Source organism: Marinobacterium jannaschii DSM 6295, from assembly GCF_000620085.1.
Taxonomy (GTDB): Bacteria; Pseudomonadota; Gammaproteobacteria; order Pseudomonadales; family Balneatricaceae; genus Pontibacterium; species Pontibacterium jannaschii.
This window is the reverse complement of record NZ_JHVJ01000017.1, coordinates 21305-46228: the sequence shown is the minus strand read 5'-3', so window position 1 is coordinate 46228 and position 24924 is coordinate 21305. Positions and strand designations below refer to the sequence as shown.

21 protein-coding genes are annotated in these 24924 nt (G+C 58.3%); 11 read left to right on the top strand and 10 right to left on the bottom strand.

Features of this window, described 5'->3' with window-relative positions; all coding sequences use genetic code 11:
• The first annotated feature begins 7 nt into the window (after window positions 1-7).
• From Q354_RS25250 to tdh, 4 genes are all read left to right on the top strand, one after another.
• On the top strand, window positions 8-1507 hold the full coding sequence (locus tag Q354_RS25250) for a Y-family DNA polymerase (RefSeq protein ID WP_051560024.1): 1500 nt from the start codon (window positions 8-10) through the stop codon (window positions 1505-1507).
• A 26-nt stretch (window positions 1508-1533) separates the two neighbouring features.
• Complete coding sequence (locus Q354_RS0109475; RefSeq protein ID WP_281174719.1) at window positions 1534-4695, top strand: error-prone DNA polymerase; 3162 nt, start codon at window positions 1534-1536, stop codon at window positions 4693-4695.
• A gap of 175 nt (window positions 4696-4870) precedes the next feature.
• Complete coding sequence (locus Q354_RS0109470; protein ID WP_027857392.1) at window positions 4871-6061, top strand: glycine C-acetyltransferase; 1191 nt, start codon at window positions 4871-4873, stop codon at window positions 6059-6061.
• 127 nt (window positions 6062-6188) lie between these two features.
• On the top strand, window positions 6189-7214 hold the full coding sequence (gene tdh, locus Q354_RS0109465; protein WP_027857391.1) for an L-threonine 3-dehydrogenase: 1026 nt from the start codon (window positions 6189-6191) through the stop codon (window positions 7212-7214).
• A gap of 93 nt (window positions 7215-7307) precedes the next feature.
• On the opposite strand, the gene Q354_RS0109460 is transcribed toward tdh, so the two are convergent.
• Window positions 7308-7892 (bottom strand): helix-turn-helix domain-containing protein, encoded by a 585-nt coding sequence (locus Q354_RS0109460; RefSeq protein ID WP_051560022.1) that lies wholly within the window; start codon window positions 7890-7892, stop codon window positions 7308-7310.
• A 118-nt stretch (window positions 7893-8010) separates the two neighbouring features.
• Between Q354_RS0109460 and Q354_RS0109455 the strand changes: the two genes are divergently transcribed.
• Both Q354_RS0109455 and Q354_RS0109450 read left to right on the top strand, forming a co-directional pair.
• Window positions 8011-8649, top strand: coding sequence for a M15 family metallopeptidase (locus tag Q354_RS0109455; RefSeq protein ID WP_036229278.1), 639 nt, complete (start codon window positions 8011-8013; stop codon window positions 8647-8649).
• A gap of 146 nt (window positions 8650-8795) precedes the next feature.
• The gene (locus tag Q354_RS0109450) at window positions 8796-9737 is read left to right on the top strand and encodes a PDC sensor domain-containing protein (RefSeq protein WP_027857388.1); all 942 of its coding nucleotides are present in this window, start codon (window positions 8796-8798) and stop codon (window positions 9735-9737) included.
• A gap of 54 nt (window positions 9738-9791) precedes the next feature.
• Here Q354_RS0109450 and Q354_RS25245 read toward each other — a convergent pair whose 3' ends face one another.
• Window positions 9792-11111 carry a hypothetical protein gene (locus Q354_RS25245; RefSeq protein WP_051560021.1) on the bottom strand — a complete coding sequence of 440 codons (1320 nt, stop codon included), beginning with the start codon at window positions 11109-11111 and terminating at the stop codon, window positions 9792-9794.
• A gap of 442 nt (window positions 11112-11553) precedes the next feature.
• On the opposite strand from Q354_RS25245, the gene clpB reads away from it, so the two are divergent.
• Both clpB and Q354_RS0109435 read left to right on the top strand, forming a co-directional pair.
• Window positions 11554-14130, top strand: a complete 2577-nt coding sequence (gene clpB, locus Q354_RS0109440) for an ATP-dependent chaperone ClpB (protein ID WP_027857387.1) — start codon at window positions 11554-11556, stop codon at window positions 14128-14130.
• Window positions 14131-14243: 113 nt separating this feature from the next.
• Window positions 14244-15074, top strand: a complete 831-nt coding sequence (locus tag Q354_RS0109435; RefSeq protein ID WP_027857386.1) for a 23S rRNA (adenine(2030)-N(6))-methyltransferase RlmJ — start codon at window positions 14244-14246, stop codon at window positions 15072-15074.
• Between the two features lie 168 nt (window positions 15075-15242).
• On the opposite strand, the gene Q354_RS0109430 is transcribed toward Q354_RS0109435, so the two are convergent.
• The 3 genes from Q354_RS0109430 to Q354_RS0109420 form a co-directional block, all read right to left on the bottom strand.
• The gene (locus Q354_RS0109430) at window positions 15243-16523 is read right to left on the bottom strand and encodes a TRAP transporter large permease (protein ID WP_027857385.1); all 1281 of its coding nucleotides are present in this window, start codon (window positions 16521-16523) and stop codon (window positions 15243-15245) included.
• A complete protein-coding gene (locus tag Q354_RS25240) occupies window positions 16520-17179 on the bottom strand; it encodes a TRAP transporter small permease (RefSeq protein WP_084332531.1) in 660 nt (219 codons plus the stop codon). Before Q354_RS25240 ends, Q354_RS0109430 begins: the two co-directional genes overlap by 4 nt.
• 106 nt (window positions 17180-17285) lie before the next feature.
• On the bottom strand, window positions 17286-18302 hold the full coding sequence (locus tag Q354_RS0109420) for a TRAP transporter substrate-binding protein (protein ID WP_027857384.1): 1017 nt from the start codon (window positions 18300-18302) through the stop codon (window positions 17286-17288).
• A 230-nt stretch (window positions 18303-18532) separates the two neighbouring features.
• Here Q354_RS0109420 and Q354_RS0109415 point away from each other — a divergent pair, with 230 nt between their 5' ends.
• Both Q354_RS0109415 and speB read left to right on the top strand, forming a co-directional pair.
• Window positions 18533-19429 (top strand): LysR family transcriptional regulator, encoded by an 897-nt coding sequence (locus Q354_RS0109415; protein WP_036229274.1) that lies wholly within the window; start codon window positions 18533-18535, stop codon window positions 19427-19429.
• Window positions 19430-19719: 290 nt separating this feature from the next.
• Entirely contained in the window at window positions 19720-20697 is a 978-nt protein-coding gene (gene speB, locus Q354_RS0109410) for an agmatinase (protein ID WP_027857382.1), read from the top strand.
• A gap of 77 nt (window positions 20698-20774) precedes the next feature.
• On the opposite strand, the gene Q354_RS25235 is transcribed toward speB, so the two are convergent.
• The 3 genes from Q354_RS25235 to bfr (Q354_RS0109395) form a co-directional block, all read right to left on the bottom strand.
• On the bottom strand, window positions 20775-21260 hold the full coding sequence (locus tag Q354_RS25235) for a CreA family protein (protein ID WP_036229326.1): 486 nt from the start codon (window positions 21258-21260) through the stop codon (window positions 20775-20777).
• A 137-nt stretch (window positions 21261-21397) separates the two neighbouring features.
• On the bottom strand, window positions 21398-21868 hold the full coding sequence (gene bfr, locus Q354_RS0109400; RefSeq protein ID WP_027857381.1) for a bacterioferritin: 471 nt from the start codon (window positions 21866-21868) through the stop codon (window positions 21398-21400).
• A gap of 15 nt (window positions 21869-21883) precedes the next feature.
• Window positions 21884-22348, bottom strand: coding sequence for a bacterioferritin (gene bfr / locus Q354_RS0109395; RefSeq protein WP_027857380.1), 465 nt, complete (start codon window positions 22346-22348; stop codon window positions 21884-21886).
• 281 nt (window positions 22349-22629) lie between these two features.
• On the opposite strand from bfr (Q354_RS0109395), the gene rlmJ reads away from it, so the two are divergent.
• On the top strand, window positions 22630-23379 hold the full coding sequence (gene rlmJ, locus Q354_RS25230; RefSeq protein ID WP_051560020.1) for a 23S rRNA (adenine(2030)-N(6))-methyltransferase RlmJ: 750 nt from the start codon (window positions 22630-22632) through the stop codon (window positions 23377-23379).
• A 74-nt stretch (window positions 23380-23453) separates the two neighbouring features.
• Here the strand turns inward: rlmJ and Q354_RS0109385 are convergent, their stop codons facing one another.
• Window positions 23454-24311 carry a phytanoyl-CoA dioxygenase family protein gene (locus tag Q354_RS0109385; protein WP_027857379.1) on the bottom strand — a complete coding sequence of 286 codons (858 nt, stop codon included), beginning with the start codon at window positions 24309-24311 and terminating at the stop codon, window positions 23454-23456.
• 17 nt (window positions 24312-24328) lie between these two features.
• A complete protein-coding gene (locus tag Q354_RS25225) occupies window positions 24329-24898 on the bottom strand; it encodes an HD domain-containing protein (protein WP_211252237.1) in 570 nt (189 codons plus the stop codon).
• Window positions 24899-24924 lie beyond the last annotated feature (26 nt).

The window sequence follows — 24924 nt, the reverse complement described above, 5'->3', positions numbered from 1 at the left end:
GTGTCTGATGACCGTACATAAGAGTTCTGAAGCACCGCTTGTGGCCGGGGCGCCTTCCCCTTCGGCGTCTCTGCCTTCTTCTGAGTCGGGTGGCAGCCTGCGTGAGCCGCTCTGGCTCTGCCTGCACTTCCCACTGCTGGCGCTGGAGGCGCTACAGCAGGATGAGGGGGCGGCGGCGCTGCTCGATCACAGTGGCCAGCGGCTGGCGCTCTGCAACGGCAGGGCGTTGGCGGCCGGACTGGAGGCGGGGCTGGCATCCGCGACAGCATACAGTATCTGCCCGCCACTGCAGTTGTTTAAGCCTCAACCGGAGCGCAGCCGGCAGCAGCTGGAAAACCTGGCGCTCTGGGCCGGTAACTTCAGCGCTCAGATCAGCCCGCTGCCGCCGGACAGCCTGTTGCTGGAACTGGGTTCGATGCTGCATTACTTCGGCGGACTGGAGTGCTTTAACCAGCAACTGAACCGTCAGCTGTTGCGGCTGGGCTACCGGGTGCAGCGTGCCAGTGGTCATACGCCCCTGGCGGCACAGCTGCTGGCCCGGGCCGGACATCCGGTGCTGTTACAGGGCCGGGAGGCGCATATGCAGCAGCTGAAGCAACTATCGGTCAGTCAGCTTGAGTTGAAGCCCCGGCTGGCAGCGCAGTTACAGGGGATGGGCATCCGTCAGCTGGGCGATCTGCTGGCCCTGCCACGGGAGGCGCTGGTGAACCGCTTCAGCCCACCGTTGCTGGAGTATCTCGACCGCCTCAGCGGGGCCCGGCCCGATCCGCAGCCACCTTATCAGTTTCCGCCGCAGTTTGAACGTCGCCAGGAATTTAACCGTGAAATCGGCAGTAGCCAGGCGCTGCTGTTTCCACTGAAGCCACTGCTGGAGGCACTGCAGGGCTACCTGCGCCATCAGGGACTTCAGGCCCTCAGGCTACAGTTACAGCTGGACTACCGTGATGGTGCCGGGCCATCGCTGGAGCTGGGACACAGTGGCGGGGCCTCGGCGGCCAGTGACTGGCTTGAGCTGTGCCGTCTGCGGCTGGAGTCCCTGACCCTGCAGCAGGCAGTATTGGGTCTGCGGCTGCGGGTGGTGCAGTTTCGTGAACTAGAGGCCACGCCGAGCGATCTGTTCAGTCAGCGGCGGGGCGATAGCGATCCGGATCAACTGTTCAGTCGCCTGCGCATCCGCCTCGGAGAGCAGGCCGTGCAGCCTTTGGCACTGGCGGCCGATCATCGGCCAGAGTATGGCTGGAGTACGGATTGCACTGCCAACGTAAAGCTTTCATCCCGTCATCAGGGACGTCCGGGCTGGTTGCTGAAACAGCCACAGCGAATAGAGACTGCGCTGGTAAAACAAAGGCTTACGATTATTAAGGGGCCGGAACGTATCTGCGGCGGCTGGTGGGACCAGCAAGCGGTACGGCGGGATTACTATGTGGCACGCTGGCCTGATGGCCGTCTTGGCTGGCTGTTTCGCGATGACCGTGATGGCTGGTATCTGCATGGCTGGTATGGCTGATCCGGCCTGAACAGGTTTAGATTGTTATGACAATGTTTGATTCCGGGGCCTCTGCCAATCCGGATACCCGGCCGGACACTGCGGGCTATGCCGAGTTGCATTGCATCAGTAACTTCAGCTTCCTGCGTGGCGCCTCCCATCCCGAAGAGCTGGTCAACCGTGCCGCCGGTTTAGGTTATCGCGCCCTGGCGCTGACCGATGAGTGTTCTCTGGGCGGTGTGGTGCGGGCCTGGCAGGCCTGCCGCGCGTTGCCAGCCACGTCCCCGCTGCAGCTGATTGTCGGGTCTGAGTTTCATCTTGACGGCTGCTGCCTGGTGTTGCTGGCACCGGACCGTGATGCCTATGGTCAGCTGTCGGCGTTGATCAGTCGCTGCCGGATGCGCTGTCCTAAGGGGGAGTACCTCCTGCAGTGGGATGATCTGAAAGAGGGCGTGGGTGGCTGCCTGCTGCTGATCCGCCCCAAGGATAACGCAGAGTTGCCGCCTGCGGCGGCAGGGGTGAGCGAATGGTTTAGTGGTCGCTGCTGGCTGCTGTTGGAACGACTGTTGCAGCAGGACGACCAACAGCAGCGGCAACGGCTGCAACAGTTGGCACAGCGGTTGGGTTTAGGGCTGGTCTGCGCCAGCGACGTGCATATGCACCGGCCTGAGCGTCAGCGCCTGCAGGACCTGCTGACCGCCATCCGTCTCGGTACCAGCGTGCAGAAGGCCGGATTAGCACTGGCAGCGAATGCCGAACGCCATCTGCGCTCACTGAAAAAACTCAACTCGCTCTATGACCAGGCGTTGCGCCGCGAGACTCTGGAGATCGCCGGGCGCTGCCATTTCGAACTCTCCGAGCTGCGTTACGAATATCCCGCCGAACTGGTGCCGGCAGGGCGCGAAGCCAATGAATATCTGGAATCGCTGCTGGCGGAGGGGATCGCGCTGCGCTTTCCTGAAGGCGTCCCTGCCGAAGTACAGGCGCTGATCGACAAGGAACTGGAGTTGATCCGCGAACTGGGTTACGCCCACTACTTCCTGACGATCCAGGATATCGTCCGCTTTGCCCGCAGCCGGGATATCCTCTGTCAGGGACGTGGCTCGGCGGCCAACTCGGTGGTCTGCTACTGCCTGCATATCACCGAAGTGGACCCGCGCGAGGTCAACCTGTTGTTTGAGCGCTTTATCTCGCGCGAACGCGACGAGCCGCCCGATATCGATGTCGACTTCGAACATGAGCGACGCGAGGAGGTGATTCAGTATATTTACGGCAAGTATGGCCGCGAGCGTGCCGGTCTGGCCGCCACCGTGATCAGCTACCGCGCCAAGAGTGCCATCCGTGACGTGGGCAAGGCGCTGGGGATGGATGAGAGTTACCTCAGCTGGCTGATCAGTCGCCTTGACCGGCGTGACAGGGACAACCCCTGGTTGCAGCAATTGCTGGCGATGGGCGGTGCGCAGCCCGCACCGCTCTATCGCCAGTTTGTCGAGCTGGTGGCTGAGATCCTCGATTTCCCGCGTCACCTCTCCCAGCATGTGGGGGGCTTTGTCATTGCCGCCGGGCCGCTGACCGAGCTGGTGCCGGTGGAGAATGCGGCGATGGCCGGACGTAGCGTGATCCAGTGGAACAAGGATGACCTGGAGGCGCTGGGTCTTCTGAAGGTCGATGTGCTGGCACTGGGAATGCTCACGGCGATCCGTAAGGCGCTGGCGGCGCTGCAGAATAGGCAGGGCCAGCCACTGCGGATTCAGGATATCCCGCGCGGGGATAGTGCGACCTACGATATGCTCTGTCGCGCTGACTCGGTGGGGGTGTTTCAGGTGGAGTCCCGCGCTCAGATGAATATGCTGCCGCGGCTGAAACCGCGCCGTTATTACGATCTGGTGGTGCAGGTGGCGATCGTCCGGCCCGGCCCGATCCAGGGCGATATGGTGCACCCCTACCTGAAGCGGCGCGATGGTATTGAAACTGTGGACTACCCCAGCACCGAGGTACGGGCGGTGCTGGAGCGCACCCTCGGTGTGCCGATTTTCCAGGAGCAGGTGATCCAGCTGGCGATGGTGGCAGCTGGATTCAGTGGTGGTGAGGCTGACCAGCTGCGTCGGGCGATGGCGGCCTGGAAACGCAGCGGCAAGCTGCAGCAACACCAGCAGAAACTGATCGGCGGCATGCTGGCGCGGGGCTATAGCCAGAGCTTTGCCGAGCGGATCTGCCGTCAGATCGAAGGCTTTGGCGAGTATGGTTTCCCCGAATCCCACGCCGCCAGCTTTGCCCTGCTGGTGTATGTCTCTGCCTGGCTTAAATGTCACCACCCGACCGAGTTCTTCTGCGGCCTGCTTAACAGCCAGCCGATGGGTTTCTACTCCCCCTCGCAACTGCTGCAGGACGCCCGCCGCCACGGTGTCGAGGTGCGTCCCGTCTGCATCAACCGCAGCCATTGGGAGCATAGCCTCGAACCGGCTCCCGTTGCGTGTGATAGAGCGCCGCGAAATCCTCGGTCCGTATTGCGCCTTGGCTTCCGCCTGGTTAAAGGCCTTTCCCGCCAGGGCGCGGAGCAACTGATCACCCGTCGGCCGGAAGCGGGCTACCACTCGGTCGCGGACGCCTGTCACCACTGCCCGCTGGGCCGGACAGACTGGGATGCGCTGGCCGCCGCCGGAGCCCTGAACCAGGTTTCCCGCCACCGCTATCAGGCACGCTGGGAGCTGGCGGCGCAGTCACACTATCTGGAGCTGGGGCTGGATCAGCTGCCCGCAGGGGAGGGAAACCTGATACTGGATGCCCCGGCCGAGCAGGAGGGGCTGGAGGAGGACTTCCGCCATCTCGGTCTCAGTCTGGGGCGCCACCCGCTGGCGTTGTTACGGGAGCGCCAACTGCTTGATAAGTGCCTCAGCGCCGAGCAACTGAAGCAGTGCCGCCACGGCCAGCTGGTGCGGGTGGCAGGCCTTGTTACCAACCGCCAGCGCCCCGGCACCGCCAGCGGCGCCACCTTTGTCACCCTGGAGGATGAGAGCGGCCAGATCAACCTGATCGTCTGGCAGGCCACCGCCAAGGCCCAGCGTCGCGCCTTGCTCGCCTCCCATATATTGCAGGTTTCCGGGGTAGTGGAGCGGGAGGAAAACGTCATTCATGTAGTTGCCGGGCGTCTGCGCGATATCAGCTTTATGTGGGACCAGCTGAAGCCTAAGTCGCGGGATTTTCGTTAGGCATGGTGAGGCGATTAACTCAGCCCGGGCGGGCTGCTCTGTCTATGCTGTAAACAACCGTTATAGAACTTTATCCTATATAAAGGAATATTTTCTAGTATTCTGTTGCCTGAGTGCTTTTGTCCTGTATATTGGATTTTGTTTCAATTTATAGATTTATCAGGCAGGAGGCGTTATGACGCGTGAGCAGTTTCTTCAGGGGCTGGCGGAGCAGTGCCAGCAGCTACGTCAGGATGGCTTATATAAAAGTGAGCGCCAGATCGTGTCGCCTCAGGCGGCGGATATCCGCTTGCAGGATGGCCAGCAGGTAGTCAACTTCTGTGCCAACAACTACCTGGGGCTGGCTAACCATCCTGAGCTGATCGCAGCGGCAAAACAGGGGCTGGATCAGCATGGTTTCGGTATGGCCTCGGTGCGTTTTATCTGCGGCACTCAGGATATCCACAAACAGCTGGAGGCGCGCCTGAGTGAGTTTCTCGGTACCGAGGACAGTATCCTCTATTCCTCCTGTTTCGATGCCAACGGTGGTCTGTTCGAGACCTTGCTGGGGCCGGAAGACTGCATTATCAGCGATGCCCTGAATCACGCCAGTATTATCGATGGGGTGCGCCTCTGTAAGGCGAAACGGCTGCGCTATGCCAACAATGATATGGCCGAGCTGGAGCAGTGCCTGCAGCAGAGCCAGGACAGCCGGGTACGGCTGATCGCCACCGACGGCGTGTTCTCGATGGATGGCGTGATCGCCAACCTTAAGGCGATCTGTGATCTGGCGGACCAGTACAACGCCCTGGTGATGGTGGATGACTCCCATGCTGTGGGGTTTGTCGGTGACGGAGGCCGCGGCAGCCATGAGTTCTGTCAGGTGATGGGACGGGTCGATATCCTCACCGGGACTTTCGGCAAGGCGCTGGGTGGTGCTTCCGGCGGCTATACCTCGGGACGCAAAGAGCTGATCGACTGGCTGCGGCAGCGCTCGCGCCCCTACCTGTTCTCCAACTCACTGGCCCCGGCCATCGTGCAGGCAACGCTGAAATCCTTGCAACTGGTGGAGCAGGGCGCAGAGCTGCGCCAGCGCCTGAAACAGAACAGCGAGTACTTCCGCCAGCAGATGAGTGCGGCGGGCTTTACCCTCTCCGGGGCGGACCACGCCATTATCCCGGTAATGATCGGTGACGCTGCGCTGGCGACCGAGATGGCCAACCGTCTGTTGGCGGAGCATATCTATGTAATCGGTTTCTCCTTCCCGGTGGTGCCGATGGGACAGGCACGGATCCGCACCCAGATGTCGGCGGATCACAGCCGCTGCCAGCTGGACCGGGCGATCGAGGCATTCATCCGTATTGGCCGTGAGCTGGGAGTGATCTGATGCGTGCACTGGCAAAGTTACATACTGAAGCAGGAATCCGGTTACATACCACGCAGCGGCCGAGAGCCCGGGTGAAGGCGCATGATGACCTGCAGATCAGAAACCTGCAGACAGTGGAGGTTATCCGATGCGCGCACTAGCAAAGCTGCACCCTGAGGAAGGGATCTGGCTGCATACCACGCAGCGGCCCAAGATGGGCCACAATGACCTGTTGATCAAGGTCCACAAGACTGCTATCTGCGGCACCGATGTGCATATCTATAACTGGGATGCCTGGGCGCAGCAGACCATCCCGGTGGGGATGACGGTGGGGCATGAGTATGTCGGTGTGGTGGCGGATATCGGCTGCGAGGTAGAAGGCTTCGAGGTCGGCGACCGGGTCTCCGGCGAGGGGCATATCACCTGCGGTCACTGCCGTAACTGTCGCGCCGGGCGGCGTCACCTGTGTCGCAATACCGTCGGTGTGGGGGTCAACCGGCCGGGTGCCTTTGCCGAGTATCTGGTGATCCCGGCGATCAATGCCTTCAAGATTCCCGACAATATCACCGATGACCTGGCATCGATCTTTGACCCCTTCGGTAACGCACTGCATACCGCGTTGTCGTTTGATCTGGTCGGGGAAGATGTGCTGGTCACCGGAGCCGGTCCGATCGGTATTATGGCGGCGGCGATCGCCCGCCATGTCGGTGCCCGTCATGTGGTACTGACCGATGTAAACCCCTACCGCCTCAGCCTGGCGAAGAAGCTCGGGGTGCAGCATACCGTCGATGTAAGCGAGCGTTCGCTGCAGCAGGTGATGGATGGGCTGGAGATGAGCGAGGGTTTTGATGTCGGGCTGGAGATGTCCGGTGTGCCCAGTGCCTTCCGCGATATGCTGGCGGCGATGAACCACGGCGGTAAGGTGGCGATGCTGGGCATCCCGTCGGAGAACACCGTTATCGACTGGAACCAGGTGATCTTCAAGGGCCTGACCATCAAGGGGATCTACGGTCGTGAGATGTTCGAGACCTGGTACAAAATGGCCTCGGTGATCCAGTCCGGCCTCGACCTGAGCCCGATCATCACCCACCACTACCCGATCAGCGAATTCCAGCAGGGCTTCGATGTGATGCGATCAGGTGAGTCGGGCAAGGTAATTCTGGATTGGAGCTAGCCGCACAATATGGCGAAAGTGCTTCAAGGGGGTGTTGGGTTTTGTCGCTGCGCTCCGCAACCCAACCTACGGCGAAGCTCTTGTTTTCAGAGATCAGCCCCGCAGTGCTGCGGGCCGGTGTACCACCAGAAACGCCTGCGCCACTGTATCACCCGGGTTGCGGATCTCATGCTGTACATCCGCCGCATAGCGCAGGGTCTCACCCGCCCGGGCGCTGCTTTCTACCTGCTCCTGCAGGATCACGCTGAGCTGGCCGCTGATCACAGACAGGTGCTCGTGGGTGCCACGGTTATGGGCGTCCGACTGCAGCGCGCTACCGGGCTGGATGAGCAGTTCATACCACTCGAATTCGGTCGCCGTTGCCACCGGGTTCAGCGCCCGCAGTTCACAGCCTTCATCATCGCTGAGCATCCGTGGCGTACTCTGGGCACTTTGATGTTCGATGCTCAGGTCGATGGTTTCGACACAGCGGGCCGTCAGCTCATCGATGGTCAGACCCAGTGCCCGGGTGATATTCCACAGGCTGGTAAAGGTCGGGTTGGCGTTGTCGCGCTCGATCTCTGACAGCATGGAGCGGGAGACACTGGAGGTCTCTGCCAGCTGGGCCAGGTTCAGTCCCAGTTCCTTACGGCGTTGTTTAATCGCCGCGCCTAGATTCGGTGTGTTGCTCTGTGGCACCTCAGACTCCTCACAATTGTGCTGCAGTGATCATACCAGAGCCTCAGCAGAAAGCGCCTGTGGCGATCGTTGTGCAGGCGCGGTAGAGTGAAAGCAGCCTGTCAGGAGGAGATGGACAATGCCACAGCGCTCGCCCCGTTTTGTTGAGCTGCAGCAGTTTTTGCCGACGATTGTGCTGGATATGAAATACGCTGGTCGCGATAACTTTATCGGCCAGCCGGTATGTGGCTACGAGCAGGCGGTCTGCTGGCTCAGCTACCCGGCTGCCAAGGCGCTGGGGCATGTGCAGCAGGCGCTGGCGGAGATGGGGCTGGGGCTGAAAGTATTTGATGGCTACCGGCCGCAACGGGCGGTGGATCACTTTATGCGCTGGGCGGATGAGCCCTGTGATGCCCGCAGCAAGGCGCGTTTCTACCCGGATATCGATAAGGCGGGGCTGTTTCGTGAAGGCTACCTGATGAGTCGTTCCAGCCACAGCCGGGGCAGCACGGTGGACCTGACCCTGATCGATCTGGCGTCCGCCGCCGAGCTGGAGATGGGCAGCGAATTTGATTTCTTTGGCGCCGCCTCCTGGATTGATGCTCAGTCAGTCAGCGCCCAGGCCCGGGCGAACCGGATGCTATTGCAGGAGCTGATGGTGCGTCATGGCTTTGTACCTTACTACCATGAGTGGTGGCACTTCACTTTGCAGGATGAGCCGTACCCCGAGACCTACTTTGATCAGCCCATTGGCAGCCGGCCGCCTGTCATGGACTGATGCGGGAATTTTGCTGCAAACTCCAGAGTTTTTACAGAAACGACCAAACATTCATACTTTAGTCGAATAAGCTCCGCCGTTGCGGTAGATTCGGGGTTCAGCCTCTAACAATAAACACCCTGAACCTAAATCCCCGAGAACCCACCGTGAGCACTCACAACCACATTCAGTTGTTGCAGCGTTACCAGCAGTACGAACAAACGATCCACAGCCTGATGACATCGATGATGACCAGCCTCAATGGCGAATCTCTGCTGAGGGATAAGCAGGCCCAGCAGCAGATGGTGAATCACCTCAGCCAGGCCTACCCCTTTGTCGAGCTGATCTACAGCCTCGATGCAGACGGAATTCAGCGTATGGACTCTGCCTACAGCCCTAACGTCAGCGAGCGTAAACGCCGCTCGCTGGGCAAGGGCAGTGACCGCAGCCAGCGCCCCTACTTTATTGCCGCACGGGAGAGTCATAACAGCGCTGTTATTACCCGGCCCTATCTGTCCAGCGCCACCTACCAGCTGGCGATCTCCTCGGTGCAGCACTTTGTCGATGGCGCAGGCAACGATCTCGGGTATCTGGTGATCAATATCAACCTGCAGCGACTGATCTCCTACCTCAACGGCGACGAGATGCGCTCACGCTTTCATCCCTGGTTCCAGTGGGTCTACGGCCTGATCGGTGGCATGCTGGTATTGGTATCGGCGTTGCTGCTGTATGCGGCGGGGGAGGCGATGCTAGGGGTGTTTGATAATGGTGGCAATATCGCCACCGGGGCGTTCGGGATTGTCATCATTATCACCCTGGGGATGTCGATCTTCGATCTGGGCAAAACCATCCTGGAGGAGGAAGTGCTGGTGAACAAGGATATTCACCATCATGACAGTACCCGGCGCACCATCTCGCGCTTTATGGCGGCGATCATCATTGCGGTCTCGATAGAGGCGCTGCTGCTGATGTTTAAGTCACTGCTGGACGGAGGGGGCGGCGGTGGCCAGCTGATCAGTGCGGTCTGGATGTTGATGGCCGCAGTGGCGATGCTGGCTGGCCTCGGGGTCTATCTGAAACTGAGCCGGGACAGTGAAACCGCTGACTGAGACTGTCAGACCGACAGCCCCGTCCAGTCCGCTGCACGGGGCTTTTTCACGCCTTTAGTAGATCTCCAGCGCCTGATAAAGATGCAGGGCTGCCACCAGAAACAGCAGCAGCTTGAGGGCGAAGCGGCTGTTCCAGCGCATAAAATCCAGGTTGTTCTGCTCGAAACGGCCTGACATCGCCAGGTGGATGCCGGAGTAGGCGGAAGCCACCACGCCCAGTGCCCAGATCATCAGGAAGGTCGCCCCCAGCAGGTTCGGTGAGTCCACGACCGGTGCCAGTACGCCCCCTGCGGTGGCAATGGTGATCACCGGATGTACCCCGACCATCGACAGCAACAGACCCAATGCCAGCAGCAGGCTGGCTTCAGTGGCGCCGAAGCTGATGAGCTGCAGGCTGAAGTGGCTGACCTGCATCACCGCTGCGATACCACTGGCCAGCACCCCGGCAGAGAGAAACAGCGTCACCTCGGCGCCCATGTTGGGTAAGGCGCCCTGGATATGGCGGCGAAAACAGAGCCGTGCTGAGTGCCGGCGTTGCAGGCTGAGCACCGCTGCAGGCAGGGATAGGGCGATCAGCGCAATCAAGGTCAGCACGGAAAGCTGCGGCAGGTAGCGATGGCCCAGGAACATCAGCACGGCCAGCACCAGCGGCAGCCAGAGCGCCGAGCGTTGCATCGGATAGCCGCTGAACTGATCAGCCTCCGGTTGCTGCGCCAACTCCCGCCCGGCGAGCAGCAGGGCGATGGCCGCCAGTGGCAGTCCGGCCAGGGCCAGCACGGAGAGTTCAGCCCCGGGAGCATTGGTCAGCGCCACCCCCATTGCGGCAAAGAACGGCGACCAGAGCGCCGCCATACAGAAGCCCCGCGACAGGCAGAGTAGCTGGATCGGCTTGATCGGTTGCCGCGCGGCCATGCGGTCGCCGAAGATGATTACTGCGGAAAAGTTAATCACGGCGCCAAACAGATGAACCCCCAGCAAGGTACGCCAGAGAGTGGCGTTACCTACCGGCGCCGGTGGCGCGGTGGCCGGGTCATCGGCGGCCAGTAAGCGCAGAAAGCTGACCGATACCAGCATAGTGATCAGCGCCTGATTACCGGTCAGTGCATTCAGGAGCGGTTGCAGCTTGCCGCTACTGAGTACGCTGTAGATGATGCCCAGGACGCCGCTGGCGACCATCAGCAGCGCCTGGAGACGCTGTTGTCTGCGTACCCGGCTGAGCATCAGCAGGCCACTGACCCAGGCGCAGATCCCGGCGGGCCAGGCCGGAACGCTATCCGCTACCCCTGCAGTAATGGAGAGGCAGAGTGTCAGCATCAGCAGCCAGCCGGAGAGCTGAAAGAGCGTCAGACTGGGGGCGGTTTGGGTGAGCGGCACTCGGAGGCTCCGGCGATAGATAAAGAGGGTAGGGCGCGATTATACGCTGTCAGATGCTGGGGCGGGTGCAGAGCGCAAAAAAAGATCAAAAGATAACCGATTGATATAGTTAGATAAAATTTCGGGCCACTGTCTTAAATCTGTCATTTTCGATCGTTAGGCTGGCGTAGCCTTCTGAGCAGGCCCCTTGCCTGCTGATATTTTGCGGATAGAGGTCGCTCTGTGATGCCGAAGGGGCCTTTTTTAAGGGGCATAACACAGCACCTTTATCTGCACCACTGATTGACCCTCGTCAGGCTTTTCCACGCCTTTGTATCCAGCCCCCTTGAAGCCTTAACCGGTCATCCCCATCTCTTCAGGCAGAAGCAGATTAATTCTTTGCGTTGCCTGAGGGGACGCACCATACACACCGGCGCTACGCGGTGTGGAATTAGGAGGCTATATGAGACCTGATCGATTCACTTCCCGGTTGCAGGAAGCGCTTGCCGATGCCCAGTCACTGGCCGTCGGCCGTGACCACAACTATATCGAACCTACCCACCTGCTGATCGCGCTGCTGGAGCAGCAGAACAGTTCCATTAAACCGCTGCTGAGCCAGAGCGGCGCCGACCTGAGCACGCTCAATCGTAAGCTGGGCGAAGCGCTGGACCGTTTGCCACAGGTGCAGAGTCCCGATGGCAATGTGCTCTGGTCGCAGGATTCCGGCCGCCTGCTGAATCTGTGCGACAAGCTGGCACAGAAACGCGGTGACCAGTATATCGCCAGCGAGCTGTTGATTCTGGCGCTGCTGGACGACAAGTGCGAAGCGGGCAGGATTTTGCGCGATAGCGGGGTGAGTAAGCAACGCCTGGAAACGGCGATTATGCAGATGCGTGGAGGCGAAAACGTGAACGATGCCAATGCCGAATCCAACCGGCAGTCACTGGATAAATACTGTATCGACCTGACCGAGCGGGCCGAATCCGGCAAGCTGGACCCGGTGATCGGCCGTGATGACGAGATCCGCCGTACCATTCAGGTGTTGCAGCGCCGTACCAAGAACAATCCGGTATTAATCGGCGAACCGGGCGTGGGTAAGACCGCCATCGTCGAGGGGCTGGCGCAGCGTATCGTCAACGGCGAAGTGCCGGAAGGCCTGAAGCGCAAGAAAGTACTGTCGCTGGATATGGGCGCGCTGATCGCCGGGGCTAAGTTCCGGGGTGAATTCGAAGAACGCCTGAAGGCGGTACTGAACGAGCTGGCAAAGCAGGAAGGTCAGATCATCCTGTTTATCGACGAGCTGCACACTATGGTGGGGGCCGGTAAAGGTGATGGCGCTATGGATGCCGGCAATATGCTCAAGCCGGCACTGGCCCGCGGCGAGCTGCACTGTGTCGGTGCCACGACGCTGGATGAATATCGCCAGTACGTCGAGAAAGATGCCGCGCTGGAGCGCCGCTTCCAGAAGGTGATTGTCGATGAGCCGGGCGAAGAAGATACGGTGGCAATCCTGCGAGGCCTCAAGGAGCGCTACGAGGTTCACCATGGGGTGGATATTACCGACTCGGCGATTATCGCCGCCGCTAAGCTGAGCCAGCGCTATATCACAGACCGCCAGCTGCCGGATAAAGCGATCGACCTGATTGACGAGGCGGCCTCCCGCATCCGTATGGAGATCGATTCCAAGCCGGAAGATATGGACCGCCTGGAGCGCCGTCTGATCCAGCTGAAGATGGAGCGTGAAGCGCTGAAGAAAGAGAAGGATGCGGCCGCCAAACAACGCTTGAAAGAGCTGGAAGAGACGATCGCCAAGGTCGAGCGCGAATTTGCCGATCTGGATGAGATCTGGAAGGCCGAGAAAGCCGCCCTGCAGGGGTCGCAGCAGGTTAAAGAGAAACTCGACCAGGCCCGTACCGAGCTGGAACAGTACACCCGTGCCGGTAACCTGAGTGAGATGTCCAAGCTGCAGTACGGGGTTATTCCAGATCTGGAAAAACAGCTGCAGGCGGCGTCTGAGGCGGAGCAGGAGGAGCAGAAGCACCAACTGCTGCGTAACAAGGTCACCGAAGAAGAAGTGGCCGAAGTCGTGGCGCGCTGGACCGGTATCCCGGTCAGCAAGATGCTGGAAGGCGAACGCGAGAAACTGCTGCGCATGGAAACCGCCCTGCATGACCGGGTTGTCGGACAGCATGATGCCGTGGTAGCGGTGTCCAACGCCGTGCGCCGTTCCCGCGCTGGCCTGGCCGATCCGAACCGGCCGAACGGCTCCTTCCTGTTCCTCGGTCCGACCGGCGTGGGTAAGACTGAGCTGTGCAAGGCGCTGGCCAGCTTCCTGTTCGATACCGAGGAGGCGATGGTGCGGATCGATATGTCGGAGTTTATGGAGAAGCACTCCGTCGCCCGCCTGATCGGTGCGCCTCCGGGCTATGTCGGTTACGAGGAGGGCGGTTACCTGACCGAAGCGGTGCGACGTAAGCCTTACTCGGTACTGCTGCTGGACGAGGTGGAAAAAGCCCATCCGGATGTGTTCAATATCCTGCTGCAGGTGCTGGAAGATGGTCGCCTGACCGATGGCCAGGGGCGTACCGTAGACTTCCGCAACACCATCGTGGTGATGACCTCGAACCTCGGCTCTGACCTGATCCAGAACTTCAGCGACGATGAGGATTACGAGCTGATGCACCGGGCTGTAATGGAAGCCGTGGGTGCGCATTTCCGGCCGGAGGTGATCAACCGTATTGACGAAACCGTCGTGTTTCATAGCCTGCGTAAGGAGCAGGTGGCCGGTATTGCCGCGATCCAGCTCGACCGCCTGCGTAAGCGCCTGGCCGAACGCGACCTAACGCTGACCCTTACCAGCACCGCGATGGATAAGCTGGTGGATGTCGGCTTTGAACCGGTCTACGGCGCCCGTCCGCTGAAGCGTGCGATCCAGCAGTGGATCGAAAACCCGCTGGCCCAGGAGATCCTGGCCGGACGCTATGCGGCAGGCGAAGAGATCGGCGTCGATGTGGAAAACGGCGAGTTCAGCTTCAGGTAATTGGCCCTGAACGACAGAAAAAAGCCCGCTGCCGCGGGCTTTTTTCTGTCTGCTATATAGCCAGAGTTGCTATGATGGCGACCTCTTACAGCTTCTAATAAACGGACCGCCCAGTGCTCAGCTACCTGCACGGCTTTCATGCCGGAAACTTCGCCGATGTGCATAAACACAGCATCCTCTGCCTGCTAATGCAGGCACTGAACCGCAAGAACAAGCCCTGGAGCTATCTGGAGACCCACTCCGGCAGTGCCCTCTATGATCTGCAGGGCGAGCGGGCGCTTAAGACGGCAGAGTTCAAAGGTGGCATCGAGCGCCTCTGGCAGCAGCCGGTGTCTGAGCTGCTGCAGCCCTACCTAAAAGCGGTACAGGCCGTAAATGCCGACGACAGCCTGCGCTTCTATCCCGGTTCTCCGGAGATCATGCGTCACTTTATGCGTGATAACGATAAAGCGGCACTGATGGAACTGCACCCGGCCGAAGCTGAAAAGCTTAAACGCCTGTTCCGTATGCAGCCAGGGGCCGCAGTACACAGCCGCGATGGTTACGAAGGCGTGGGTGCGCTGTTGCCGCCGAAACCCAACCGGGGGCTGGTACTGATCGATCCCTCCTTTGAGGTGAAATCCGAGTATGCCGCTGTTGTCCGCTTCCTGACCCGTGCCCATGCGCGCTGGTCTAACGGCAGCTATGCCATCTGGTATCCGCTGCTGGCAGCCAATGGACATGCCCATATGAAACAGAAGCTGAAACAGAGCGGTATCCGCAATATTCTTTGCAGTGAATTGCAGGTGGCTTCGCCGGACAGCAAAGGAATGTATGGCAGTGGCATGCTGATCATCAATCCACCCTGGCAGCTGGATCAGCAGCTGGAAACACTGCTACCTGAGGTCAGCCAACTATTGTCGTCTGAAGGACGGGTGGAGCTGAACTGGCTGGTGGGGGAATGATTGATCCTCACCTTTAGCCCGTTTGAAGCACTATCGGCAGCAGTCTTCGGCCGTGAGATAAAAAGCCCGCATCTGCGGGCTTTTTCGTATGTGAAGAATGAAAAAAGCGGCTCCGGTGAGCCGCTAAATGAGGAACAACCTCGTTGCGCTTTAGGGAAGGTTCCTGGCTTAACGGAAAGCCAGGTCCCGCAGGAATAGCGCGATCTGCGGAAACAGGACCATCAGGATGGTGGTGATCAGCAGGATCACCAGGAAAGGTGGTACACCCCGGATGACGTCGACAAAGGGGCGGCGGAACACGGCGACCGCGGTGAAGATATTGCAGCCGAATGGCGGTGTTGCCGCGCCGATGGCGACCTGCAGGGTAATCAACACCCCGACCAGCACCGGGTCCAGACCGGCGGCCTTCACCAGCGGAGCGAAGATCGGTACCAGGATCAGGATCACCACCACCGAATCGACAAACATACAGCCGACAAAGAAGGCGATATTGATGGCCAGCAGGGTCATCAATGGTCCGGCACCGTCCAGGCCGATGGCGGCTATGATCTGCTGCGGAATCTGGGCATAGGAGAGCACCCAGGAGAAGGCAGCACCGGCGGCGATCAGGATAAATACTACTGAGGTGATGGCGCCGGTTGAGAGGGCGATATCGATCACATCACGGTATTTGATCGAGCGGAACACCAGCGCTTCCAGCAGAAGGGCATAGAGCACACAGATCGCCGCAGCTTCGGTCGGGCTGAAGATACCGCCGTAGATGCCCCCGACCACGATAGCCGGGAAGCCCAGTGGCCAGAGGGCGCGGCGCAGGGCCCCGACGCGTTCTTTCCAGCTGGCTTTTTCCTCCACCGGGATATTGTGCTTCTTCGCATAGTAGATGCAGTAGAGCGAGAACAGGCCGATGATCAGGAAGCCCGGACCGAGGCCGGCGATAAACAGCTCCGAGATCGAGGTGCCGGAGATCACGCCGTAGATGATCATGCCAATCGACGGCGGGATCAGGTAAGCCAGGTCGGCGGCGTTGATAATCAGGCCCATGGAAAAGGAATCGTTGTAGCCGGCTTTCAGCATCCGTGGACGCATCGCGCCGCCGACGGCGACCACGGTGGCCTGGGTCGAACCGCAGACCGCGCCAAACAGGGCACAGGCCGCGGTGACCGAGACCGCCAGGCCGCCGCGGATATGGCCCATAAAGCGCATCACCAGATCCACCAGGCGGTCAGCGGAGTGGCCGCGGGTAATGATATCCGCCGCCAGGATAAACATCGGTACCGCAATCAGGGCGGCCGGTTTCACCCCGCCGATCATCTGCTGCACAACCAACTGCAGGTTCAGGTCCGGCAGATAGATAAAGAAGGCCAGCATGGTGGCCGCCAGCAGCGGCATCATCATCGGAAAGCCTGCCAGCAACAGCAGGATCATAATTCCCAGCATCATCAGTGTCATGACTGTGCCTCCCCTGTTTTGTTGGTGTTGAGTCCGCTGTCGGAACTTGCAGGCTGATTGAGCTCGTGATCCTGCTCAAACAGGTGCAGCACTTCGCTGATCTCCGGGTCCTCATACTGATCGACGGTGGTGTAGGAGATATAGACACTGCTGTCGGCCAGATTGAGGTTCTTCACCACGGTCAGCAGGTACTGGATGCCGGTGACGGCGAAACCGGCGACCACCCAGATATAGGTCAGGTAGAGCGGTATCTGCAGCGAAGGGGTCACACGGCCCCGGCGGGCGATCTTGGCGACATACTCAAAGGCGTACCAGCTGAGGATAAACATCGCCACGGCGGTGACGGCGGCGATCAGGATCATCAGCAGCTTCTTACTGCGTGCCGGCAGCATGTCGTAGAAGGCGGACATGCGGATATGGCGGCCTTTACGGGTGACATAGCCCAGCCCCATAAAGGTGATGATAACGATCAGGAACTCATTGAGTTCTTCGGTGAAATAGATGCTCTGTGAGAACAGGTAGCGTCCGAATACATTGGCGATCGTATTGATGGCCATGATGATGACGCCCCAACTGAGGATAAAGATCTCAGCCTGGCCGATCCATTTGTCCAGAGCCGAAAACAAACGGTGCAGCGAGATACCTCGTAGGCTCATTGCGTTCACCTTTTATTGTTATAGGTCGATGTTTGCAGGCGGATTGATGTTGTGCGGGCAGCAGATACAGAGGCCTGCAGCGCAGGCCCGTATCTCAGATGGAGGATTAGTTAATGCCCAGCTCGTTCAGCAGGGAGTCGAGCAGCTCTTCGCCACGCTTACCGGCGATATCGGTGTAGGCAGAGCGGGTGTTGGCGCTGCGTGCCTGGAACACCGCACGTTCATCTGCGCTCAGGTGGATCAGGTTGATCTCCGGCTTGGCTTGCTTGATCTTTTCCAGCTTCTCATCGTTGAAGCGGGTTACGACTTCATAGATAAAACCATCCAGCTCGGCCAGGGTCTCCCTGATCAGGGTCTGGCGGGCAGGAGGCAGGGTGTCATACCAGTCGGTGCCTGACAGTACAGAGGTAACATGCTGCTGGTCGCCGGCCCAGATCATGTGGTCTGTCACCTCGTAGAACTTCATCTCTTCGATGGTCGCCGCCGGGTTGACCTGGCCATCAACCTGCTTCAGCTGCAAGGCACCGTACACTTCGCCGAATGGCAGCGGAGTCGGGTTGGCGCCCAGATCTTCGTAGGCTTTCAGCAGGATTGGAGAGACCATCACACGCATCTTGAAGTTACTGAAGTCCGCCGGAGTACGGATCTCCCGGTTGGTGGTCCAGACCTGGGCTCCCTCGGAGTACATGGTATGCAGCTTCAGGCCCTTGGATTCGAAGTCCTTGTTCAGTTCACCGTAGATGGTGTTACTGCTGCTGAGGAAAGCCGAAGTTGCTTTATTATCGGCGGGCAGGGTGTAGGGCAGCATAAACAGCTGGGATTCCGGCACTATAGTGCCCAGGTTGCCGACCGAGACATTGGTGAACTGAATCACGCCATCGGTAACCTGATCGACCAGTTCGGTGGGCGTGCCCAGCGAACCCAGCGGGTAGATCTTGATGGTGACATCACCGTTGGTCTTGCTTTCGATGCGCTTCTTAAACTCCTGCGCATAGACATCCATGATAGATCCGGGGATCTCCTCAATAGCAAACTTCCACTCTTCGGCGATAGCGGCACCGCTACCGAGCAGTAATGCCGTGAAAAGGGCTGCGCTCTTAAATATCCGGGTCAGCTTCTGCATGATCATTCACCTTTGTAATTATTTTGATTAGTCATTGAGGTGAATTCAGTATTGCAAAGCGCTATGCATCAAAAAATATAAAAGTTGCTATGTATACATCATAAAATTTGATGTTAGTATCTGGTTGAAATTTAGCCGTTTTATCCCTGGGCCTTGTGCGGGTAAGGCTGGGGTCTTTTTCGAGGGCTGCGGTTTGGCTGCAGAATTCCAGTGGCTGGAGAGGTTTTAAGATGCATTCGATCAAGCATATGCAGACATTCTGTACAGTGGTGGAATATGGTGGCTTTGTTGGTGCCCAGGCCGCGCTGGGGATGAGCCAGCCGGCGATCAGTACCCATATCCGCGACTTTGAGATCCGCCTCGGGTTTCGCCTCTGTCACCGCGGCCGTGCCGGGTTCAGTCTGACGGAGAAGGGTGAGATCACTTATCACAAATGCCGTGAGATGCTGAATGCCATTTCGGACTTCGACGCCGACCTGGGTGAGCTGCGCAATAAGCTGACCGGGGTACTGCGGGTAGGGTTGATCGACAATACGGTGACCAACGGCGAATTCCCCATTCCTGATGCCATCAACCGCTTTTACAGCCGGGCCAATGACGTATCACTTTCCCTGACGGTACTGTCACCGGAGGATCTGGAGCGTGAACTGCTGAGCGGCAATATCCATCTGGCGATCGGCATCTTTGCCAACCGCCACAATGCCATCAGCTACCGCCATCTCTATACCGAGGCGCACCGTTTCTATATAGGCCAGCGCCATCCACTGTTCAATCTGGCCGACGACGAGATCAGCATGGAGACGCTGCGCAGCTACCCGATCTCCTCCCGTACCTACCTGCAGCAGGCCGACCTGCGCTACTTCAAGAAAAACCACAATACCGCCTCGGTATCCAATATGGAGGCCCAGGCGATCCTGATTACCAGTGGCAGTTTTATGGGTTTCCTGCCGGTGCATTATGCCCGGCAGTGGGTGGAGCGGGGCGAGATGCGGCCGCTGGAACACCTGGCGCTGAACTGGAACTCGGATTTCCAGCTGGCGGTGCGCTCCTCTCCGGCACCGAAGAATATTGCCCGCGTATTTGTCGAAGATATCGAAGCCTCGATTCAATCCCTGGTCAGCGACTGATTCTGTCCTGACCGTCTGCTCTTTACCCGACCGGCTAAACCGGTCTGTCATTCTCTCCCCAGCCGGATATTGCGCTGTCCGAGCCACCCGAATGCTGCAGCAGTCATTTTCTTTTCATAAAAAACCATGATGTAAACATATCAATATTTATATTTTTGGATGTATTGGCTTTTGCAATACTGATTGCTCTGTGAGCTGAGTCGATGGCCATCGCAACCTTACTTCACACAGGATTCATTAACAAAAGAGCCGGGAAACCTAACCGGACGAAAATAAAAGGTAGATGAACGATGAGTGATAACGCCTATGAGAAAGGACGCTTAAACCTGCCGTTCGTGGGTTTCTGTACCTTTGCCAAAAGCCGTACCTGTGAGGACTGGGATAACATTAAAGCCGATGTCGCCTTTATGGGCGCGCCCTACGACTGCGGTACCCAGTGGCGTTCCGGTGCCCGCATGGGGCCGCGAGCGGTGCGAGAAGCTTCGACACTGTTCTCCTTCGGCCATAGCGGAGCTTATGATCACGAAGATGATGTGATGTACCTGGAAGGGGTCGATATCGTCGATATCGGTGATGCCGATATGGTGCACACCAATACCGAAAAGAGTCACGCCAATATCGAATACGGCGTGCGCAAAATTCTGGATGCCGGTGCCTTGCCGGTTGTGGTGGGCGGCGATCACTCGGTCAATGCGCCGATTATTCGTGCCTTCGAGGACCAGGGGCCGCTGCATATCATCCAGATCGACGCCCACCTGGACTTTGTCGATGAGCGCCATGGTGTGCGTTTTGGCCACGGGAACCCGATCCGCCGCGCCTCCGAGAAAGAGTTTGTCACCGGCATGACCCAGCTGGGCATCCGTAATGTTTCCTCTTCAAACCGTTTCGACCATCAGGCCGCTGAAGATGCAGGTTCTACGGTACTGTCGGTACGTGATGTCCGTCGCCTGGGACCTGAAGGGGTGCTGGCGCTGATCCCTAAAGGGGTGAACTACTACATCACCATCGATATCGATGGCTTCGATCCTTCGATTGCGCCAGGCACGGGTACGCCGAGCCACGGTGGCTTTACCTACTATGAGGTGATGGAAGTACTGCAGGGCGTTGCCAAGCAGGGTGAGGTGGTCGGTATCGATCTGTGCGAGGTGGCGCCGGACTACGACCAGAGCGGCTCCACCAGCATCCTGGCGGCCCAGGTGCTGATGAACCTGATCGGTTATGTCTTCCATGCCCGCAATGTCCGCGCCAGCGAGGCGGACAATCGCTGAGGCGCGCGCCAGAGCAGCGGTATCCAAAAACGGCGGCGTCTGATCCAGACGCCGCCGTTTTGCTATTCAGGCCGGACTCAGTCGGCGGCCGTTCCCGCCTGCAACTCATTCCAGACCGGATTACCCCATAACGGTACCGTCGACATGCTGTGCTTATAGCTGCCTTTATACTCCTTGGTGGAGTAGCTGAGGTAGATCAGGGTGCGGTTCTCGTCGTCCCAGATACGGCGGATCTTCAGGCTCTTAAACAGGATGCTCTTGGAGGTGCTGAAGACGGTCTCGCCGCTTTTACTGCGATCGATATCCTTCAGCATCCCTGCGGTAATCGGACCGGTCTGACGGCAAGCGATACTCATATCGGACGGGTCGGCAAAGTCCAGGTCGGCTTTGACGTGGCTGATATGGCAGGTAACACCGGTGATCTTGGGATCACGCAACTTCTCCACTTTGATGTCCTTAGTGGTCAGCAGGCCGAGGCTGACATCACCGACTTCGTTATCGGAGCAGCCGCTCAGCAGGAAAGCGGCAAACAGGCTCGCCGCCAGTGTGTAAGGTAAACGCATAGAACTGTCCTTTTCAGGCTGAATAGCCACCAGTGTAGCCCGATCAGATGGCACAAAAAAACCGGAGAGGATCTCCGGTTTTTGCTTTTGCTTTTGCATTGGCTTCAAGCTTATCGCTTTCGCCTTTAAGCTGCTTTTTAGCTCATCTGCGACTGCTGGTAGTTCTGCAGGCCGACCATCTTGATCAGGCGCAGCTGTTGTTCCAGCCAGTAGGCGTGATCTTCCTCGGTATCAGCCAGCAGTTTTTCCAGGATTTCGCGGGTGTGATAGTCCTGCTCGTCCTCGCACAGTTTGATGGCGGATTTCAGCGCCGCGTCGACGTCATATTCCAGCTGCAGGTCGTTCTCCAGCATCTCCGGTACAGCCTTACCAATACGCAGGCCATCGCGCTTGGTCATATCCGGCGTGCCTTCGAGGAACAGGATACGCTCGATCAGCATCGAGGCATGGCCCTTTTCATCGTCGAATTCGTGGTCGATCCGTTCGTACAGCTTTTCCAGTCCCCAGTCCTGGTACATGCGGGAGTGGATAAAGTACTGGTCCATGGCGGCCAGTTCGGCAGCCAGCAGTGTGTTCAGCGCATCGATGACGCTCTGTTTACCTTTCATTGTCCGGGTCTCCTGTTACATCATCGATTGCAGGTAGTTTTCGCTACCGATCTCTTTCAGCAGGTGCTGCTGGGTTTCAATCCAGTCCACATGCTCTTCCTCGTACTCGAGGATATCTTCCAGCAGGTCGCGGCTGACATAGTCCTGCGCGGTCTCGCAGTAGGCGATTGCTTCGCGCAGCAGTTTCAGCTGCTCCAGCTGCAGCTCCATATCACACTGCAGCATCTCCGGCGTATCTTCGCCGATGCGCAGGCGCTCAAGGTGTTGCAGGTTCGGCAGGCCTTCCAGAAACAGGATGCGCTCAATCAGGTCATCGGCCTGTTTCATATCCTTGATCGATTTCTTGTAGTCCTTTTCGTTCAGGTCATTCAGGCCCCAGTTCTTAAACATGCGGGCATGCAGGAAGTACTGGTTGATTGAGGTCAGCTCTACCGTTAACACCTTATTGAGGTAGCTGAGCACTTGTTTGTCGCCTTTCATGGGATGGCCTCCGTGGGCGGCGTAATCTGTGGGCTATTTTTATACAGCAGTTAAGTGTAGAGCATATTTGTGAAATGTTAAGAAAAAGTTAATAAAATCAATGTGTTGAGATTGGTGGCGTCAATGCTTCTCAGTTGTGATCTGGTTTTTATTTGGATCAGCTCCTTGCTCTGAAAGGGCCCCGGCCGGTACGGCCCGGGGCCGGCCGCTGACAGCTATTGCGGTTCCCCTGTTTAGGGGGCACACTGCGGGGATTCATGGAGCTATATGGGCGTCATACATTGAACACCTACCATCACGTCAAACATGCCGGCAACCTGGCTGATCTGCATAAACATCTGTTGCTGTCCCATCTGCTGGAAACCCTGAAGATCGATCGTTATCTGGAAACCCATGCCGGTAGCGGTCTCTATGAACTACCGCCGGAGGGGGAATGGCAACAGGGGATTAACCTGCTGTGGAAACAGTCCCGCTTTAAGCTGGCCGAGGTCTACTTTCAGGCGCTGCAGACACTGAATCCTGAACAGCTACAGCACTATCCAGGCTCGCCCTGGCTGGCCGAACGCCTGCTGGGCGCGGGAACGCTGACCCTGTTTGAACTGGAGATGGAGGCGGCCGACCAGCTGCGCCATAACCTGGCGGGTGTTGATGTGCGTACCGGCGATGGCTTCAGTGGTGTGCTGCCACTGATTGAGCCACATAGCCTGATCCTGATTGATCCGCCCTACAAAGACGATGATGACTACGAACGGGTGATTACCCTGCTGGAGTCTCTGGAACCGATCCCTGATATCCATGTCATGCTCTGGTACCCGGTCTTCAGCGACGGCAGTGAGAAAGCCTTTCTCAGTCAACTGGATAAGTATCTGGGTAATCACTGCTGGCGCAGCGAGCTGAACTTCGCGGAGCCGGTGGGACAGCTGAGTGGCAGCGGTGTGGCGGTATTCGGTGATGAGCCGCTGACTACCGACGAGCAATGCGAGCTGTGTGAGCTGGCGGACTGGGTGGGGTCTACCGTCAGGTTTGTCTGACAAGGCCGGGGTCCGTCACTGAAACAATAAGGCCTGCTTTGCAGGCCTTATTGTTTTCAGGCGCGGCCGTGGGATCAGTTTTCCAGTTTGGCGTGCGCGGTTGGCGTCGCAACATGGAATTTCGGATTATCAAATTCCTGACGCTTCATGCCGTAATAAGCTTCGTAAAAATTACCGTCTGCCTTGGCATTGAAGGTAAAGAACATGGCGCGACGGGTTTTCTGTGAATCGTTCTTCTCTGAGAAGTGCGGCACATAGGAATCGAACAGCACAACATCGCCTTTACGCGCAGTGACGGTGTTCCAGCGGATCTGATCGCATACTTCCTGACGGATATTGCCGTTGTCCGGGCCGCCATCGTAGCTCGGCAGTATCGGCAGCATGCCCAGCGGCGTTTCGCGCTTTTCAGTTTCCAGGCCGGCAACGTCCTGCAGATAGTTTTCCGGGAAGTTGAGGCAACCGTTTTCGAGGGTGGCATCATCCAGGAATATTGCCGCAGTGATATGGTAGACCGGCTGGAACTGGTCGTAGGCAATGACATCCTGATGCGGATCGAAGGCGCCGCCGCCGGGATTTTTGGCGTTGCATTTGTCCTTAAACAGTACAAACTCCGAGCCGGTCAGGGCTTCGATAAAACCCTTCAGTTTCGGCATGATTTCACGGTTGATCGTTTCGCTGTAGCCGTCGATATACTCGTAACGGCAGACTTTCAGCGGGTTATCAATTTCCGGCACTACGATCAGTTCGTTCTGCTGACGCTTGTAAAAGTCACTCAGACGCTCGCCGCTTTCCGCCAGCTCTGCCAGCAACTGATCCGCGCGCTGGTAGAGTGCTTTGCTGCTCAGCTCCAGCGTCGTCATATCCTGCGCATCCAGTGCCTGCGGCAGGACGATATAGCCTTTGTTTTTAAAAGTTTCGCTGTGGTTCGACATCGTTGATTCCTGCTTGGTCACACGTTTTGAGCGGTGGTTTGTGGCGTCAGGGCTGCGTTCATCTGATCCAGATAGGCGATGACCTGCTGTTTGCTCAGTTCCAGATCCTTGCCCTCGTCATCCCAGCGGCGCAGCTTGATCGCATCCTCAAAAAACCTCTCCTGCCTGAAGGCCTGTTGTTCCTCTTCATTCATCAGGCCGCCCTGATGATGCAGTGAGTCCAGCGAAGCCGCTGACAGGTCTTCCAGATAGCCCGGTTCGACGGCGCAGAGGTAACGCTTGGCCTGGGCATGCAGGCGGATTGGCTCGGTGACTTCGGCCGGAAAGTAGGGGGCAAGGAAGTCAGCACCGATGCTGTCGTGTTTGTAGTTGCCGAAAGCAATATCGGTAGTGGCCATCAGGTGACCGATGTCGTGTAACAGGGCGGAGGTAATCAATTCAGCAGATCCGCCATCGCGGATTGCCAGTTCGGCGCACTGCACCGCGTGCTCGGTCTGATTGATGCCTTCGCCGTAGGTATGGTGGCCTTCTGCGTCGAACAACTCGATGATCTGCTGGATAAAAGGATGCATGGCTCTTCTCGTCATGGTGGTTTTGCTAACTTGTTATCTGG